The sequence below is a fragment of the Pseudomonadota bacterium genome, from assembly GCA_039028935.1.
Classification (GTDB): Bacteria; Pseudomonadota; Gammaproteobacteria; order Steroidobacterales; family SZUA-146; genus SZUA-146.
Genome location: JBCCHD010000006.1, coordinates 96,891 through 114,482 on the forward strand (window position 1 = coordinate 96,891; position 17,592 = coordinate 114,482).

General features: G+C 55.3%; 15 protein-coding genes. 3 read left to right on the forward strand and 12 right to left on the reverse strand.

All coding sequences use genetic code 11. From position 1 onward, the window contains the following. Together AAF465_04775 and AAF465_04780 are read left to right on the forward strand one after the other, a co-directional pair. Positions 1–918 carry an amidohydrolase family protein gene (locus tag AAF465_04775; protein MEM7082023.1) on the forward strand — a complete coding sequence of 306 codons (918 nt, stop codon included), beginning with the start codon at positions 1–3 and terminating at the stop codon, positions 916–918. A 30-nt stretch (positions 919–948) separates the two neighbouring features. Then, on the forward strand, positions 949–2,607 hold the full coding sequence (locus AAF465_04780) for a sodium/solute symporter (GenBank protein MEM7082024.1): 1,659 nt from the start codon (positions 949–951) through the stop codon (positions 2,605–2,607). Between the two features lie 46 nt (positions 2,608–2,653). Here the strand turns inward: AAF465_04780 and AAF465_04785 are convergent, their stop codons facing one another. From AAF465_04785 to hisD, 4 genes are read right to left on the reverse strand one after another with little or no spacing between them, the layout of a single operon-like run. Then, a complete protein-coding gene (locus tag AAF465_04785; protein MEM7082025.1) occupies positions 2,654–3,427 on the reverse strand; it encodes an aldolase/citrate lyase family protein in 774 nt (257 codons plus the stop codon). Position 3,428: 1 nt separating this feature from the next. Continuing rightward, the gene (locus tag AAF465_04790) at positions 3,429–4,577 is read right to left on the reverse strand and encodes a cobalamin-independent methionine synthase II family protein (protein MEM7082026.1); all 1,149 of its coding nucleotides are present in this window, start codon (positions 4,575–4,577) and stop codon (positions 3,429–3,431) included. A 12-nt stretch (positions 4,578–4,589) separates the two neighbouring features. After that, a complete protein-coding gene (locus AAF465_04795) occupies positions 4,590–5,633 on the reverse strand; it encodes a LacI family DNA-binding transcriptional regulator (protein MEM7082027.1) in 1,044 nt (347 codons plus the stop codon). Continuing rightward, positions 5,617–6,897 (reverse strand): histidinol dehydrogenase, encoded by a 1,281-nt coding sequence (gene hisD, locus AAF465_04800; protein MEM7082028.1) that lies wholly within the window; start codon positions 6,895–6,897, stop codon positions 5,617–5,619. The genes AAF465_04795 and hisD overlap by 17 nt, the downstream gene beginning before the upstream one ends. A 149-nt stretch (positions 6,898–7,046) precedes the next feature. On the opposite strand from hisD, the gene AAF465_04805 reads away from it, so the two are divergent. Beyond that, a complete protein-coding gene (locus AAF465_04805) occupies positions 7,047–7,766 on the forward strand; it encodes an SDR family NAD(P)-dependent oxidoreductase (GenBank protein ID MEM7082029.1) in 720 nt (239 codons plus the stop codon). Positions 7,767–7,779: 13 nt separating this feature from the next. On the opposite strand, the gene AAF465_04810 is transcribed toward AAF465_04805, so the two are convergent. The 8 genes from AAF465_04810 to AAF465_04845 all read right to left on the reverse strand — a co-directional run bounded on the left by AAF465_04810 (position 7,780) and on the right by AAF465_04845 (position 17,591). Next, complete coding sequence (locus tag AAF465_04810; protein ID MEM7082030.1) at positions 7,780–9,039, reverse strand: alpha/beta hydrolase; 1,260 nt, start codon at positions 9,037–9,039, stop codon at positions 7,780–7,782. Between the two features lie 191 nt (positions 9,040–9,230). After that, positions 9,231–11,147 (reverse strand): hypothetical protein, encoded by a 1,917-nt coding sequence (locus AAF465_04815; protein MEM7082031.1) that lies wholly within the window; start codon positions 11,145–11,147, stop codon positions 9,231–9,233. A 192-nt stretch (positions 11,148–11,339) separates the two neighbouring features. Beyond that, a complete protein-coding gene (locus AAF465_04820; protein MEM7082032.1) occupies positions 11,340–12,857 on the reverse strand; it encodes a secretin and TonB N-terminal domain-containing protein in 1,518 nt (505 codons plus the stop codon). Then, the gene (locus tag AAF465_04825; GenBank protein MEM7082033.1) at positions 12,854–13,408 is read right to left on the reverse strand and encodes a hypothetical protein; all 555 of its coding nucleotides are present in this window, start codon (positions 13,406–13,408) and stop codon (positions 12,854–12,856) included. The genes AAF465_04820 and AAF465_04825 overlap by 4 nt, the downstream gene beginning before the upstream one ends. Then, the gene (locus tag AAF465_04830; protein MEM7082034.1) at positions 13,392–14,201 is read right to left on the reverse strand and encodes a hypothetical protein; all 810 of its coding nucleotides are present in this window, start codon (positions 14,199–14,201) and stop codon (positions 13,392–13,394) included. Before AAF465_04830 ends, AAF465_04825 begins: the two co-directional genes overlap by 17 nt. Further along, positions 14,198–15,586, reverse strand: a complete 1,389-nt coding sequence (locus tag AAF465_04835; protein ID MEM7082035.1) for a hypothetical protein — start codon at positions 15,584–15,586, stop codon at positions 14,198–14,200. The genes AAF465_04830 and AAF465_04835 overlap by 4 nt, the downstream gene beginning before the upstream one ends. Further along, positions 15,583–16,395 (reverse strand): hypothetical protein, encoded by an 813-nt coding sequence (locus tag AAF465_04840; GenBank protein ID MEM7082036.1) that lies wholly within the window; start codon positions 16,393–16,395, stop codon positions 15,583–15,585. The genes AAF465_04835 and AAF465_04840 overlap by 4 nt, the downstream gene beginning before the upstream one ends. Next, a complete protein-coding gene (locus AAF465_04845) occupies positions 16,392–17,591 on the reverse strand; it encodes a type II secretion system F family protein (GenBank protein MEM7082037.1) in 1,200 nt (399 codons plus the stop codon). The genes AAF465_04840 and AAF465_04845 overlap by 4 nt, the downstream gene beginning before the upstream one ends. Position 17,592: the final 1 nt, after the last annotated feature.

A 17,592-nucleotide genomic window follows, 5' to 3' on the forward strand; every position in this document is an offset into this window, starting at 1 on the left:
ATGGCTGTGCCGGACGAGACCTTTTTTAGTCGAGCACCCGTAATCGACGCCCATCACCACTTGTGGGACCTCGGTCATTGCGATTATCCATGGCTCATGACTCCGGGTGTGAAGCGCTTCTTTGGCGACCCGACTCCGATTCAAAAGAACTACTTGCCCGCGGATTTTGTCCGCGATGCCGCACCGCTGTCGCTCGCCGGCTCTGTGCACATTCAGGTTGGAGTGAGCGACGCCGACTGCCTACGCGAAACCGAGTGGCTCGCACAGCTGCATCAAGCAGCACCGCACTTACCCACCGCCATTGTGGGCTTTGCGGATCTCACGCAAGCCCGCTTTCCCGCTGAGCTGGACGCGCACCAAAAGGCCTCTGCGTTTCGCGGCGTGCGCCAAATCATCGGCCGACATCCATCGGAAGACCGTCAAAACAATAGCGCCGCCGCACTCGATGCTACGTGCTTCATTACGCATCTTCGCGAACTCGCCGCGCGCGATCTGTCGTTTGACCTACAACTGACTGAACATCAGTATGCACGCGCGTTTGAGGTGTTTGCGCAAGTGCCCGAGCTTAAAGTCGCCATTTGTCACGTCGCCTCACCTTGGGATCAAACTCCCGATGGCTTTGTGAATTGGTGTGATGCCATGACGCGATTTGCGCAGTTACCGAATTGTGCACTAAAGTTTTCTGGATTCGGCATGTTTCGCCCGGACTGGACGGCCACACACGTAGCACCGTACCTTGTCCAGGCACTCGAGCTGTTTGGCGCCAAACGCCTTATGGTGGGGAGCAATTTCCCAGTAGATAAGTTGTACGGTGATCACAATAGAATGTATCGCGCGGTGGCGGCGCTGACCGATCGAGATACCTATACGGCACTCACGTTTGACACCGCCTCGCATTTTTATCGGTTAGGCCTCTAACCCTTCGCAACGATATCGACGGACATTTCTATGGAAAAATTTGGTGCATTAAACTGGTCGATTATCGGACTCTACTTGATCGCAAACCTGTCCCTCGGTTGGTACATGAGTCGACGTGTCAAGACATCAGCCGATTACTATATCGGCGATCGCTCCTCACCTTGGTGGGCCATCGGCATTTCTGTTTTGGCTACGTATGTCAGCGCCCTCTCGTTTTTGGGGGGACCGGCCTGGGCCTATGGAGACGGTATGGCCGCGCTCGCGATTCATGTGAATTACGCGCTGGTCATTTTTCTCTGCATCGTCTTTTTTATTCCGTTTTTCTACAACAGCGGCGTTGCATCAATCTATGAATACCTCGAGCGTCGCTTCGGACTCGCATCGCGCGCAGTCATGGGCCTGGTGTTTATGCTCACCGCCGTAATTGCCGCTGCGTCCATTCTCACCGCCACGGCCTTCGTGGTGCGTTTTGCGACGGGCATGTCTTTAGAGCACGCGATCATTATGATGACCGTAATCGTATTGCTGTATACGATGATGGGCGGCATGAATGCGGTGATTTGGACCGACGTGCTGCAGGGCGTGATATTGCTCGGTGGTGCAGGCATCATCATGATCGCGCTGCTCGGCGAGATCGGTTCACTGCCTGACGCACTGCGCTTTTTAGAGGCCAACGGTAAACTCGACCCACTTAATTGGTCCCTTGATGTTTCAATCGCCCCCACCGTATGGGCAGGCGTATTCGCTATGACGGCGTATCATGTGACCGTGTATGGCGCCAATCAATATATGGTGCAACGCGCGCTGGCAGCCAAGACAATCGGCGATGCCAAGAAATCCTACTTTCTGATGGGCCATGCGGCCTTTATTTTGTATTTCGTGTTTTTCTTTGTCGGTGCACTGTTGTTCGTGTTCTACCGCGGCGAACCGTTCGAACAGCCCAATGAGATCATCCTTATTTTCGCTGAAACGCTTGCCATACCCGGATTGCTTGGCGTCATTGGCGCCGCAATCTTATCGGCTTCGATGTCGACCACATCGTCAGCGTTTAATTCACTGGCCACGATCACGGTGACTGATTTTTATCAAATGTTCTGGCGCAAAGAGGCCAGTGAAAAACACTATCTATTGGCGTCGCGAGTGTTCACGGTGATGTGGGGTCTAATCGTCATTCCACTGGCGATGGCGTTCGCGGGCACAAAAGGCTCGATTCTTGAGGTGCTATCGTCAGTTGGATCTTATTTTGTGGGCGCCAAGCTCTCGATGTTTGGCCTCGGGTTTTTCTCTAAGCACACCACAGAACGCGGCCTGCTTGTCGGTGTGGCCGCCGGGTTTATCGCACTCACCATACTCGTCCCTCTCAATGCATTTGCGCCGCTCATTGATCCACTTTGGGAGGCACTTAACCTGACAAGGCCAACCATCGCCTGGCCGTGGTATGTCGTCATCGGAGCCGTGTTTAATATCGTTGTGGCCTGGACGGCCAGTGTGTTACTAGATGGTTTTCAAAGCGAATGGCATGAGCACAGCGTGCCAGGGCAGCTGGCCAAGTGGCGCGCAGAAGGACGCGAACTCAAACAAGATGGATGGTACCTCGTGCCGGGCAAAGTCGACCCCGTGGTGTGGTCGCTACCCGTCATGTTTATCCTCATCATGGTGTTCTTAGGCTGGTTTGGGACACTCGGCTAGCCCGCTGTTCGAAACCTTCCGGCACTCAATACGAGTTGATCAAGCGTCAGCTACGACCTTTGGCTGCCGTATCAAAGCGCGCACGCAATGCCTCAGCGCCTTCGAGGAGAAAACTGTGATCCGACTTGAGAATAAACAGCGATGCGCCCTGGTCCAGCCACATCGGAATTTCGTCCAAATCGGCGACGAACATACCGACTCGACGGTCCGCATCCAAACCCGCTCGACATATCGCGCGTACCGCATCGACTACCGGTGGCTCTGACGGTGCGCAGGCCATGGCGACGGCAAGATCTATTCGCCCGACGAACAGGCAATCGATACCCTCCACCTTGGCAATGTCATCTAGATGCTCAAGCGCCTCGAGGTCCTCAATCTGAGCAATGGTCGTTGTATCGCGAGCGGACTTAGCCAGATGTTCGCTCATCGAGCGCGTTGTGTAACCCGCTGCTCGCGATGAGCCGGCGTATCCACGGCCCTGACCGTATTGTGCGCTGTGCGCCAACCTGGCCGCCTCATCCGGGGTGCGAATGTGAGGTGCCATCACGCCGGTCGCACCGCAATCGAGTGCATTGAGTACTGACTCCGGTGTCGCGTGCGGCACTCGTACAATCGACGGCATGCTGGCAGCACGCAAGGCGCTAACCGACACGTCTAGTTCAGTGCGTCCAAAGGGCGCATGCTCCGCGTCGAGACAAACACAATCGAGTTCGGTCTTCCCAAGCACCTCACCGATGATGTGCGAGGGCGTTTTGCAAAACGTGCCGATCAGCGCCTCACGTGCAAGCAAGCGTTCACGGAAACCATTATGTGCCGTCACGTCAGTTCACCCAAAGCTGATTAGAGGCCAACTTCGCACCTTCAGCCAGTGCGCCCAGTTTGGCGTAAACGATATCCTCATCGACAGCGCCAAAACCGGCAAAAGTGGAGAATCCGCAATCGGTGCCGGCCAGCACCCGTTCCTTACCCACAATGTTGGCAAATTGAATGAGTCGTTGCGCAACCAATCTCGGGTGCTCAATAAAGTTGGTGGTTGAATCAATCACACCGGGCACCAGAATTTTGTCGTCGGGTATCGATGCATCACGAAACGTCTCCCATTCGTGAGCATGACGGGGATTGGCGCTTTCAAACAACAGTGCCTGCGGTCGGGCTTTTAGTGCAATGGGTAGCACCATATCCATTGGCGCATCGCAATGGTGCGGGCCCTCATAGTTGCCCCAACAAATGTGCAACCGCATTTTTTCGGCCGGTATATTGCGCGTCGCGTAATTGAGGGCCTCGACATGCTGCATCGCCAAGGCTTCGTACTCGTCATCGGCGGCGTCCTTGAACATCATATGCCGCCCCAGGCCCAAATCAGGGGAATCCAGTTGAAGGATAAATCCGGCCTCGACAATTGCCTCATATTCAGCGCGCATGCCCTCCGCGAGGGCACCGAGATACTCTTCCTGAGTCGCGTAAAACTCGTTGGGTTGAAACAAAGCGATGACACCCGGCGACGCGGCATTCATGAAACCTTCGTGATCGGGTACCTGCTGGAGCGCGTCATGAAAATTCGAGAGATCCTCATGCAGCGGCTCCATTGTCTTTACACTGATTTCATTGACGCAACAAGGTCGACGATAGCTAGGCGTGCCACCGCCTTTTGCCTGTCGTTCAAGAAAACCAGGGAACGCCTCTAGGTCTTTTGGCGCGCGGCGTGGGCTATCACCATCAAACCCAGTCAATCGATCTTTGATGTAGGTCGCGTAAGATATCTTACTCATTTCCCCATCACTGATGACATCGACCCCCGCGTCGTGCTGACGTTCGACGACCGACTTGACTGCGTGTCGAATGGTGCGTTTAAACGCTGGAATATCGTCAAGTGTCTCGCTTTCTGCCGCGAATACCCCGTCGGTCACGGCTTTAGAACGTGGCAAACTACCGACGTGCGTGGTGAGTATTCGCTCCGTACTGTATCGCATGGGCCTATACCCTCAAGGTTGTACGAATCGCGCGGAAGTGCCGGCCCGTAGGATGCCGGAAAATACACGTTTTTCGTCTTTGGTTTCCGGTTGCTCGATCAAGTCCATTAGCAGCGACACGGTCGCCTCCGTCATGCGCCGCACGGGCTGCCGAATGGTGGTGAGATTATACGCATGCCAGTTTGATGGATCGACGCCATCAAAACCCACAATGGAAATATCCGTGGGTGCCTCAAGGCCAAACATTTGACGGCACCCGTCGAGGGCACCCAATGCCATCACGTCGTTCGCGCAAATAATTGCTTCAACGCGCTCGCTCTGATCATCGATAAGACGTTTGACGCCATTAAAACCACTCTCGTACGAATAATCGCCCGAGATGATCGGCACGTGATCAATTCCCAGGGTATCCAGTTGCTCCAGAGCCCCCGTGACACGCTCGATGCTCACCGTCGAATCCTCCGGTCCGGCAATGAGTCCAAACCGTCGATGCCCCGCCGCATACAGCCCATTTACCAATTGCCGTGCCCCCTCTTCTTGATCACAGCACACAGCACTGCCCGAGCCATGGGCAATGTGTCGGTTATAAAAGACCAACGGCATATGACGTCGCTCAAACTCCGCCACGTGCTCAGACGTGAGCTCCGCAGCCGCAATCACGCCGTCGGGCCGATAGGGCCAAACCTGCGTCAGCACATCGCTGGCGTCGGCTTCCGCACTCAGCGAAAATAACAGCACACGCACGCCACGCTGCGACAGCTGTTGCGTCAATTCGGCCAGCACTTCGGGATAGTAGAGGTTTGTCAGATTGGAGATGAGCACCGCGACAAGATTAGACCGACGCGTGATCAGACTGCGCGCTATGGCGTTGGGCTCATAGCCTAATTCACTAGCAGCCTTCATCACGCGCTTGCGCATATTCTCCGATACGCTAGCGCCTGGTTTGAAACAACGCGAAACAGCGGATTGCGAGACACCTGCATAGCGTGCCACGTCGTACGACGTGACCGGCTTGTTCTTTTTTACGGCGCCGTTCTCTTTATCCGGTTTTGCCATAGCGTCTGAGCCGGATATCGGCCTGCTCCTTGTGTCCGGCAAATCCTTCAATCGCGCACAGACGCGAGCAATACTCCCCAATGTGTAGAGACGCTTCCTTTGTGACCTTCTGGTACGTACAGGTTTTGATAAACTTACCCACCCACAATCCACCCGTGTAGCGAGCCGCTTTTTTCGTTGGTAGGGTGTGGTTGGTGCCGATAACCTTATCGCCATACGACACATTGGTTTCCTCGCCCAGAAACAGCGCACCGTAGTTCGTCATGTTATCGAGAAAATAATCGGGATCGCGAGTCATTACCTGCACGTGCTCGGACGCCAGTTCGTCGGCTTTTTGCACCATCTCTTCATACGTGTCACACACGATCACCTGGCCATACTCGTTCCACGCCGCGCCGGCAATGTCAGCCGTGGGTAAAATAGTCAGCTGTCGTTCAACTTCTTTGATCGTATCGTTTGCAAGTTGCTCCGAGTTGGTGAGCAGCACCGCCGGTGAATTTGGGCCATGCTCGGCCTGGCCTAATAAATCGGCCGCACATAGCTCACCGTCTACCGACTCATCCGCGATCACCAAAGTCTCCGTCGGTCCCGCAAACAAGTCTATTCCCACTCGACCGAACAGCTGTCGCTTGGCTTCGGCCACAAACGCATTGCCGGGCCCGACAATCATGTCGACCGGCGCTATGGTTTCGGTGCCGAGGGCCATGGCACCAACCGCCTGAACCCCCCCCAATGAATAGATCTCGTCGGCCCCGGCCATATCCATTGCCACCACAATCGCGGGTGCAGGTTTGCCCTCAAAGGGTGGCGCAGCGGCGATCACCCGTTTAACCCCCGCCACTTTGGCGGTGACCACACTCATGTGCGCGGACGCGACCAACGGGTATTTCCCGCCCGGCACGTAACACCCAACGGAATTCATCGGAATGTTCTTATGACCGAGAATGACGCCTGGCAATGTCTCGACTTCAAGGTCTTGCAGCGCCGCACGCTGATGCTCCGCAAAATTGCGGACTTGTTCTTGGGCAAACCGGATATCATCAAGGTTTTGCTGTGACAGCGCGTCATAGGCCGCCTTAATTTCCTCGCGACTGAGTCGATAGGACGGCGGCGACCATTTGTCGAATTTTTGCGAATACTCGCGCACGGCGTGGTCGCCACGCTCGTCGATGTCTTTAAGGATATTTTCAACAATACCGCGCACTTGCGCATCATCTGATGCGGCTAATTCAACGTCATAGCCATTTTTTAGATAGCGAATCACAGGGCACTCCAAGGACCAAATTCGGACAATTTGCATTCGAATGCAAGTTATATAATCTAGATGGAAAAGACGCAAGCAGATTTGTGTCCAACGCTCGCTGAACGGCCCGTTAAACGGGCATTCTTCCCTACCTTTCTACGCAGGAGTTGATCGTGACGCTCGAAAACAAGACTGTTCTGGTCACCGGCGCCGGTCGAGGTCTCGGCAAGGCCATCGCACAACGTTTTCATGACCTCGGTGCGCACGTGATTGCCGTCGCACGAACCCAAGCGGAGCTCGATACCGTATTTAATCACACCCATCACTGCGAAACGTGGTGCGAAGATGTGACGGCAGACGCCTTTCTTGCGCGTATCGAACAGCTCTCGTCACTGGATGTACTGGTGAATAACGCCGGCTCTAACCGCCCCGAGCCGTTCGCTCAGGTGAGCGACGCGAACCTCGACTTTGTGTTGGATTTAAATGTGCGCACGGTGTTTCGTGTCGCGCGGTCAGCCGTGCGGGTAATGAAACGCCATGGAGGCGGCGCGATCATTCACATGTCCTCCCAAATGGGCCGGGTCGGCTCGCCAGAACGCACCGTCTACTGTATGACCAAACACGCGGTCGAAGGGTTAACCAAAGCGATGGCCGTGGAATTGGGTTCGGACAACATCCGCGTCAATGCCGTCGCCCCGACCTTTATCGAAACACCACTCACCCAACCCATGCTGGACAAGCCCGAATTCAAAGCGTTTGTGGATCGCATGATTCCGTTGGGTCGCATCGGTCAGCCCGAGGACGTGGCAGACGCGGTCGTGTATTTAGCGACGGCGAGCATGGTGACCGGAACCAGCCTCTTGGTCGACGGCGGCTGGACAGCCCATTAGATCGCATGGTGCGTTAGCGAAAAAGCGCGACGTCTCGTTCCACGGCTTGCTGGTGGCCTTCGCGGCTGCCGGCCGGCGAAAAGAAACTGTGAGGACTCACACCAAGAATGTGCGTGTTGTACGGATACTCAAACCCCTCACAGCGATTGCCAGCTTGAGCGAGTCGCTGACACAGCGCGTTATTCCAATCCGGCGGAGAATAGAAGTCGCGGTCGGAAAAATGAAGATTGAGTGGTTCGGTTAGCCACTCGGCACGATCGAACACTTCAATTCGATCATACGCGTTGATGACGCGCGGATCGTGCACAATACGCGTTTTCATCGCGTCGCCATGTTCCACAGAAAACGCATAGTCCGTGTGTCGATCATGCACGTGACGATTAAGCGCTTGATACATGACGGTTGTCTTAGCAACCAGCACATCGTGGACCGTTCTATCCCCGTACTGCTCGTGTTGCCACGTCCATTGCTGCGCGTCGAGCGACTCAATTTCATCGGACGGCCAAGCAAAAATGAAATCGGCGTTTTGTTCGCCATCGCTTCCAAAAGCGGTGCCCGTCCAGGTACCGTCGCCTGACAGAAACGCCTGTGCGCTCTGCTGCATCGGCGCAATAGAAACAAGCTGTGTGAAACGCGGCGCGATCGTACCGGCCCAAATCGACGCCGCGTGCACTGTTTGCGAGACGGCCGAGCCCTCGCCCGCAATGGCGAGCGCAAACAGCGTGGCATCGCCGCCCTGTGAGTGTCCAACCATGTTCACGCGCTTAAGATTCAGCGATGCCACCTCAACCGACGCTAAACCATCGAGCAAATTGAGCAAGTCAATCGCGTAGAACACCGGCGTGAGATAGGTACCGGTGTCCCATGCGGCTAAGTAGTCTAAGCCTTCGGCTAACTCCCCGGCTACCGTGCCGTGGCCACGGTAGCCGGGCACAAACACAACAAAACCCGCGTCACGAAACGCGTTGATGGTCGCGTAGTAGTAGGTGTCCGATGCATAGTAAAAATCCAGCGAAGGCGCCGCATCGATGCCTCGCCATCCGTGCGCAAACACCACCACCGGGTAACCCTCCGGCGGAGGCGGCGTTACCGGTACATCAATGCGGGTGTACACTCTAAGCCCATCGGAGTGATACGCCGCCACAAACGAACGGCCCAGTTCGATATCTCGTGACTCGACCACCTGGATTAACGAACCGTACGTGCGTTGACGAAGGTGTTCGATGGACAGCGTTTGCAGTGAATCGAGGTCAGCGCCCCGTGGTGGATTCACGTGAGGCGATACGGGGTTTCCAAATGGCGCGCAGGCCATCACCAAGAGCGCGGCGACGCCCACAATCCATCTCGATCGAATCCGCCGGTGCGATCGATGATCGCACCCTGGCTCGCACAGAAACGACCGACACGTCATGCGAATTCGTTGTCGCTCATGGTGTCGGCGCGTGCGTTTCAACACGCATGCCGTCAGCGCCCATAAGGGGCACGCGAAGCGGCCACGCCCGGCGTACAGCCTGGAATGCCCAGACCGGTGCCGGCGTTAAGGTAGTCCAGTAACGCCGGATCATCCGTCTCAAGTGGTGCATCCCATCCTTCTGCGGCCAATGCGGCGATATCAAAGGAATCCGGCGCATCCCAATTTGTGCACCAAACACCATTCGCCTCCGACAGTGCGGTGGTGAAGCCGCTTTGAGGATCGGACAAATCATAGAGGTCGTCCAAATCCGACTGCGTGGCGCCGAGCTGGGTCGCGACACCGGTGGTAAAGCCGCCGATGCCGTCTTGTCGATTAATTAACACCACCCGTTCGCACCCACCGGCGACCAACACTTGTGTCGGCACAGGATCGCTCCAGCCACCCGCCGAGACACGACCGTCTGGCAGCTCAACGGCTCGCGACAACCCTGGTTCGGCCGGCGACACCGCTAAGATATCGCGCCACGCCGTCTCACCCAGCGAACTGAATCGCGCACTCTTCGCATCCGCAAATTCAGAAATCGCATGCTCGGCCCGCACCAAATCGTCTGCTCGGCCCCAATATCCGAACTTCACGTCGTCAAAATCCACATTGAGCGATACGGGCTGGGCCGCCAGATACGCCTGGCGGGCCTGCCCAAATTCGTCCACTGCCGCTCCTTCCAGCACGGAGGTCGTCACATAGGCTCTCAAATAGCGCCCGATGGGGTCATCGAGTCGATTACGCCCGGTATCGGGATCGTACTGCGCTTTGAAGTTCTCAAACAGTGAGGTAAACAGCGTGCCGCAGGTGCCGCCGGGTGCCGGCAACGCGGACACGGCCGGCCAATCAAGTCCGGTGCCCGGCGCTGCGCAGTGTTCCATGAAGCGTCGCATATTGGGTCGATCAAACGGTCCGTACCCTGCGTAAAAATTACCCAACCGGCCCACAATGTTGGCAAACGAATCAAAATTTACTGGCCCAGGCCGTACCAGTGGTGTTGGATCATTCACTTGAAAACTCAGTGCCGCCAGCGTGCCCTGAACGATGTCATTGGCGTGGAACACCGGATCCGGGGATGTAAGTAATAGCGTGAGGATTTCAGGATTGAGAATTTGCTGAAGGTCTTCGTCTTGGAGGATCGCAATCAGCGCATCGACGCCTTCTTGGGGCTGGTCGCCTGCCAAAAGACCCGCAATGTCGCCGGCCTGTATTAGCGCAACGAGCTCGCCGACAGCCGCAATATCATCGATCAGACCGGCGTCACTAAGGCCCTCAACCGATTTAAACAGCAATGCCATGCGGGCCGTGGCCTCGTCTTTTGAACAGCGCTTTCCGCCACCGCATCGGGTCAGCAGCGGGTTAGCGTGAATGGACTCAGTTACGAACACACTGATGCTGCCCGAACTGCCGCCGGCGGCGCCACCAATCAAGCCAAACTCCTCTGTCACGCGAGCCAGCGACGAGAAATGGGCCCAAAGTCGCGGCCCATTGCCGCGAATGCCAACACACGTAGGCGCGTCATAACCAAACACATTGGCTTGCCACAATGGTGGCTGCCAGTAGCCCCACCAAGCATCTTGTGTGTCATAAAAATTAGATCGATTGTTGCGCCATCGGTAGAGACTTGACCGCCAGCCAGCAAACGTCGTGTAATACAACGGAAGACCGCGATTATATTGAATCTCACCCCAACGACTGCCAATCGGGTGTCCATCGGGAAACACGAGCCCATCGCTCTGACCAAAGTAGGTGACACGCGCGAGTCGTTCAATTTGCGTTGTGTCATCAATGGTTGAGAAGCGTTCGAGTTGCTTGACTGTGCGGACATTGCCAAATACGAACTCGACGAACACGCCGGCAAACGCGGTAGAAGCAAATAACAACATGGAAACGAGCGTGACACGGACGGCGGTGGATTGAGTCATCCTATCTCTCCTTGAAACGTGCGCGTGGTTCCAATGACCACGCGTCATGGTTTCATTCTAGACAGGCACACGCAGCAGGCAAAGTCACGGTGCAGCATACCGCTCGCAATATGAACTATTTTGCGAGCGATTGAGAACCGCGAGCCCCTTCACATCCTGTTCGTCTGCTAACTCAATAGGCTGGATTGGCCTTTACTGCGCAACGAGACGTGGGGTCACCAGCATGATGAGTTCTTTTTTTGCGTCACTGGTGTATCGGGATTGAAATAGTCGACCCAATACCGGCAAGCTGCCAAGACCTGGGACAGCCCGCACGGTTTCCGTTTGTTGATTCTGTATCAAACCGCCAATTACCACGGTTTCGCCACTGCGTGCGCGCACAAGCGATGACGCCTGGCTGATATCCAGATTCGGGGCGGTCGACTGTACGTTGCCGTTGTCGTCCAGCACCTCGCTCACGCTCGATACCCGCGTTACGACCGGCGACACGTCAAGCGTTACCCAGCCATCGCGCGAAATCTGAGGTGTGATTGACAGTACGATGCCCTCGGTGACCACCTGCGGCACGTCGGTCGAAAAAGTTTGAGACCCTGCGCTCGTCGCGTCGGTGAGCTGTTCTTTTCGAAAAAAAGTTCGATCCGTGCCAACTTTGATCAGTGCCGACTGATTGTTGAGGGTACGGATATGTGGCTGCGACACAATCGATACATCGCCCTGTTCCTCGAGCGCCTGCAAGACGGCAGAAACCGTGTTGAGTCCATTCTCGATGTTGTTGTACTCAAGATCGACGGTCGGGGGAAGCGCCGTCTGTCCGCCGGCGGCACTCAAAATAATGGTCGACAGATTGCCACCCACGAATTCGCCATCACCGTTGCGTACAAAACGCGACCAGTCGATGCCCAAACTCGCGTCGTTGCTGAGCGTCACCTCAACGAGCCTCACGTCGATATCGACTTGCCGAAAAATAGACTCGTTGAGTTGTTCGATAAAGGTCGCCACCTCCTCAACCCGCTGATGTTGATCGGTCACTTGGACTGTGCCAGCCAAACGGTTAACAAGGAGTCTGCCTTCTTCTGACACCAGCCGATTGAGCTGCTCTTCAAGTTCCGACCAAAAATCCACTTTATCGGATTGTTGGATCGTCATTGTGCCAGCCGTGTTTTCATCACCGCTGTCGTCGCTGGATGCACTGGAGCTCACTTGGGCTTGACTGCTACCGGATCCACTGCGCACAAGCCGAATGTAGTCGATCGAGAATGTGCGCGTCTCCCAGGATTTGACGTAGACGATATTGCCTCGGCGTTCCCAGTAGTAGCCATTGGCACCGAGCAACGATTCCATGACTTCATCAAACGGTAGATTCGTCAAATCGACACTCACCGTGCCGGTGACGTCTTTGTCGACCACAATATTCAATCCGTATGTCTTACCAAACAGACGACACGCACGCTCAATGGGCAAGTCGCGAGCGACAAAACTGTATCGTTTATCACGCGCGGTATCGTCCTTCATGCCGTCCACCACACGACGCGTACCCTGCACACCGGGTGCGATGGTCAAGGACGGCTTTAGTTCTTTTGCGGTTTGACGAAATTCGTCGCGCACCGCCTGATCGTCCTGTATGTCGATCGACGAGGTCGACGTGGCGCAGCCTGCGATTAACAGTATCGTCAGGACCAAAAAGGGATGGGAGAGTGTCCGCCTATTCATTTCGAAACCTTTACTTTTACCGCCTGGCCATTGTGTTTGTGTCGCAATTCCACTTCCGTTCCGAGAATCTGGCTCACCCGATAGTCACCGTATTCATCGCCACTTCGCACGATATCGCCGCCGATCACCGCTAACCCCGTGTCCTCGGAGTGCACAATGGCGGTTACCGTCGGTCGAAAGCTCGCCACTCGTTTCTTAACAGGTGTTTTCGGACTATCTGCCTTGCTTTGAACCGCTTCGATCTGTGAGTCATTCAGTGTCGCGCGCGCCACAAACGGATCACGACTGGGCGCCGTATTCCAATGCACGGAACCGGCGTCGATCTGCACCAGCTGGGGACTCAACGCCTGCACTTTGAGCGCTTCGATGGAATTCGTGTCGTCCCATGAGCCTTCTTCGATCAAAATGGCGTCGAGATCCGAGTTCGACTCGTCGTCGACTGGCGTTTGCGAAAGCGCTCGATACGGGGTAATGACCTTCGCATACACCACGAACGCCGCGATGAGCACCAACCCAACAATAATCCAGTGACTGTTAAAGAGTTTTGCCATCGTGCGGAACCTTTCCATGCACCCAGACGCGGAGCATGACCGTTAATTTGGTAGCGCCTTCACCCTCGCTCTCGATCGTCGATTCAACAATTTCGACATACCAAGGTGAGCTTGCCAAATAGCGCATGAACTCCAGGAAGTGCAAGAACGTCTGCTCTTCACTGTTATCCATCGCGGTTATCACTACCTGTATCGGCACCTCCAGCATATTCTCAATACTGGATGCTGATCCGGTATCCATGGTGTAGGAAAAATCCAGGTCAATTTGCTCTGCAAACGCGCTTTTCTCGCGAAGCCAATTCGCAATGCCCCGGTAATCCACGAACACGCGACGACGGTCTGTGCTCTCGACAGTTTCAGCCAGTTCTTTCATTTCCTCTTCAGACCAGGCCTCTCGGCGGCGAATCAACTCTGTTTCAACGATTCCCAGCTCCGAAAACTCTTCGAGCGACGAATCCATCGCTTCAATACGAAACAACAGATAGAACGCGATCGTCGCGATGCACAGCACAGTCCAACCCACTAGAGCCACCTGGGCCCAGCGCTTGGTCACAATATGATCAACCATATTGTTCAAAAAGCGTTGGACGCGAATCTGCCATGAGATTCGTAGATCGTCTCGCCGTTCGGACTGACGACGCTCAAAGGCAGTTTGGTCCGGCGACTCCTCTACGCCTTCCCACGGCACCTGGTCCGCCACCCTGAGCTCTTCGACCCGATGTTTGCGCGCCGCCGCTTCCGCAGCAATGTCAGTAAGGTCTTCCAGTTCGAGTAATTCATGCAGCTGTTTCATCGGAAATTCCCTCGAATTTCGAACCCGACATCACCGGATTCCGCCGCACGCCCCTGTTGAAGCTGTTGCATCCAAGATTTTTCCCAAGAAACCGTAATCGCGGTATTCCACGGATCACTGCTTAGCTTGCTCTGCAACGATTCAAGAAGCGGTGCCACGTCACCCAAAGCCACTACAGACGTGCCGAGCAATGCGACTTCCCACGTGTCGCCGGAGCGATTGACCTGCGCGCTCTCGAGCACCAATCCCTCGGGCACCATCTCGCCCAGGTGACTCATAAACAGCGCCGGTAGATTGAACGCGTCAACGTTAAGTAGGTCGAGCTTGGTCTTCTCGACGTCCATACGAGCGATTTCACTATTGAGCTGATCGAGTTCGTCGTTCAGATCACTGATGTGATACCGCAACTCTTCACTGTCTGTCCGATATTTATAGAGTGAATATTCAATCACCGCGGAAATGGACAGGGCCGCAATACTGGCGACAGCCGACATCATGACTGCACCGCGTAGCAGCGTTTTGGATGTAATCGAGCGCCTCGCGAGCCTGGGGATAAAGTTACTCGCCAATCCTTGTGGCAGCTGTGCCACTTGAACCATCCAAAAGGACGGCGTGGCCGCGATTGGATCAAACCCAACCTCGACGTCAATTTTCTGTACTAATTCGCTTAGCGCGATGCTGGCGCGATCACCGATCAGCCAGGCTTTTTCGATCTTGCCACCGATACGTTGTTTGGCGTAGCCAATGGTGCGGTTCACATCCATTGCTAAGCGGTCGACCGTGCTCTCGTTCCATGGATAGGACAACTCGCGAACAAACAGTATTTCGCCATCGCCGTTGGACACCAACATCTGCGTGCGCTCGTCAAACAGCGCAATGAGGAGTATGGCCTCATCACCCACATCCGCCTCGAGAAGCGGCACATACTCAGACATGATCTCTGTGAGCGGCACAAGCAAACGAGGTTTCAAGTAGAACTCTTCGCAGATTCGGATCACGGCTTCGACAATGTCTTTTGGCATCAAGTGCAACAACACACCGTCGTTACCCGTGGCGCGTTTAACCGGGTGATGCCGCCACGAGGCTTCGCCATCAAACGGCTTGTTGTTGGTCACATGACGAGTCAGATATTTACGTAAGTCACGTGTGGATAGCGGTGGTATTTCGAGAAATTCGTGTGTGTGAAAATCGTCTTCATACGCGATCGCCACGGTACCGCCGCGGCTAATATCAATGCGGTGGCAGGCTTCGTACATCGCGGCACTTAGACTGGTCAAATCGGTGACCGGCGTTGGAGACTTCCAGATTTCCACAACCGCTTTGCCTTTAAGCCGCGCAATCCGGAACTCGCCGTATGCCCATTCGATGCCGTAGTCGATACTCATTGGGCCACCCACATCCAGTTCGTACCGTTGTCAATATACGAGTAGCCGACAGCTTGGGTGACCAACACAGTGTTCAGCAATGTCCCAACCGGAAACGGATCGGCATTGAGCTGCAGCCGTGTGCCTTCGAGCAGATAGCGTTCCGCTACACCGGAAATGGCGCCCGATGCAGAAGGTATGGCGGCCTCCGCCTGGTTCTCGAGCGCATAACCCGGTTGGTTCGAGTTGGTGTTGGTCAACACAATACGGTGAAAGTAACGGCCCAGGTGCACGCGCTGGATCATGACCTCATCGCTCTCCAGATACCGCGCGCTCGAACTTTGATTCCAAATCGCGTTAAATTCCGCGGCGTCCGCGGGCAGCGTCGGCACGTTGCCTCCAAAATCGGAAATGATCATCAAACGGGGCGAGTTAGGTTGGGCAGACAGACCACTGGTTTGCGTGTAACCGTTAAACGCCACCTGTGCTGTCGTCATAAACTGCGGATCAAAGTAAATGCCGCGCTGATAACCACGCGCGTTGTCCAGAATCTGCGCCTCTCGATAGCCACTCATCGAGGCGATGGCGCTACTCCAGTTTGCGGGTTGTCGTGAAGGAATGGATAGACTTGACGATATGTAACGCTCGAGATCATCCGCGAGTGTTTCAAGGTTGCCGCGTTCGGCCGTGGCGTACGCTTCGTTGATACCACTGAAGACACTAGGCGCCATCATGCCGGCCAAAATCGCCATCACCGCTAACACACCGATTAGCTCCATCAAAGAGAAACCTCCCGCGTGCCCTGCAAAACGTCGATCACTCTGGCTCATGAGATTCCCTGTACAAGTGAGAACATTGGCAAGAAGACCGCGCCGGCGATCAGGCCGACGATTGCCACTAAGGTCAGCGTGATCATCGGTTCGATGATGGCAAACACGCGCTTAATTTGACGTGGTATCTCCTCGTCAAACCGGTCGGCCGTCTGCTGCAGCATTTCATCCAACGTGCCGGAATCCTCGCCCACGATGATCATGCGCAACGTCAAGTTGGAAACGATGTCATGATTGCGCAGTGCATCGCTGACGCGATTGCCACGCTGGACGGCGATTTCAGCGTCGCTAATTGCCGTATCCATGATCGAGTTGTTGGTCAGCCCTTTGCACAGCGTGAGCGATTCGACAATCGGAACGCCGGCTTTGAGCATCAGTGCGAGGTTATGCACAAACTGAGACTGGACTAGCAGCCGCTGGATGCTGCCAAATACGGGCATCGACAATTTAGTTCGATCGATGACTCGGGCCACCGCGGACACACGCCGTGCCGCTTGTCGAATACCGATGATCAGTGCCGCAAGCGACAGCAAAATCGCCCACCAGTACTGTTGAGCGAACAGTCCGATTGCGACAACGCCTCGCGTTAACGCCGGCAGTTCGAGTTCCAATTCAGCAAAGATCGTCGCAAAACGTGGCACCACAAACACGAACATCAATCCCACAAGTCCGGCCACGGCCACGATAATCATCAGTGGATAAATACTGGCCTGCTTGACATCGGCAATGATGCGGTCGACCCACGCCAAGTGACGCGAAATATCGGTAAACACCTCGACAAGATTGCCACCGTGTTCGCCGGCCTGGACCAGGTTACAGACCTGCTCAGAGAACACTTTTGGAAACTTTCGAAAGCTGGACGAAAGATCATTACCAGCCTGTACGTTCAGACCAATGTCCTCGAGAATCTGGCGCAGCACAGGTTGCTCTGTTTCCTCGGCCATCGCGGCAATCGCATCGGCAATGGGAATACCGGCCTTGAGCAGTGATGTCGCGCCATTGAAAAAGTCAATCAACTCTTGACGCGGCACCTTCTTACGACGGGTCTGCTTGCGGGCTACCTGTACCTCCGCATCGATCAGCCAATAGCCAATCTCGCGTAAGCGGCGCTCCAGCAGCTGCTCGGTATCGGCGACCATTGTGCCGTCTGCTTGACGTCCAAGCTTATCCACCGCGTGATAGGCGTACTCCGGCATC

Coding starts and splice junctions, on each gene's coding strand:
- AAF465_04825 (MEM7082033.1), bottom strand. CDS start 13,408: ATGGCAAAACTCTTTAACAGTCACTGGATTATTGTTGGGTTGGTGCTC.
- AAF465_04775 (MEM7082023.1), top strand. CDS start 1: ATGGCTGTGCCGGACGAGACCTTTTTTAGTCGAGCACCCGTAATCGAC.
- AAF465_04835 (MEM7082035.1), bottom strand. CDS start 15,586: ATGAGTATCGACTACGGCATCGAATGGGCATACGGCGAGTTCCGGATT.
- AAF465_04815 (MEM7082031.1), bottom strand. CDS start 11,147: ATGACTCAATCCACCGCCGTCCGTGTCACGCTCGTTTCCATGTTGTTA.
- AAF465_04830 (MEM7082034.1), bottom strand. CDS start 14,201: ATGAAACAGCTGCATGAATTACTCGAACTGGAAGACCTTACTGACATT.
- AAF465_04845 (MEM7082037.1), bottom strand. CDS start 17,591: ATGCCGGAGTACGCCTATCACGCGGTGGATAAGCTTGGACGTCAAGCA.
- AAF465_04820 (MEM7082032.1), bottom strand. CDS start 12,857: ATGAATAGGCGGACACTCTCCCATCCCTTTTTGGTCCTGACGATACTG.
- AAF465_04795 (MEM7082027.1), bottom strand. CDS start 5,633: ATGGCAAAACCGGATAAAGAGAACGGCGCCGTAAAAAAGAACAAGCCG.
- AAF465_04780 (MEM7082024.1), top strand. CDS start 949: ATGGAAAAATTTGGTGCATTAAACTGGTCGATTATCGGACTCTACTTG.
- AAF465_04840 (MEM7082036.1), bottom strand. CDS start 16,395: ATGAGCCAGAGTGATCGACGTTTTGCAGGGCACGCGGGAGGTTTCTCT.
- AAF465_04790 (MEM7082026.1), bottom strand. CDS start 4,577: ATGCGATACAGTACGGAGCGAATACTCACCACGCACGTCGGTAGTTTG.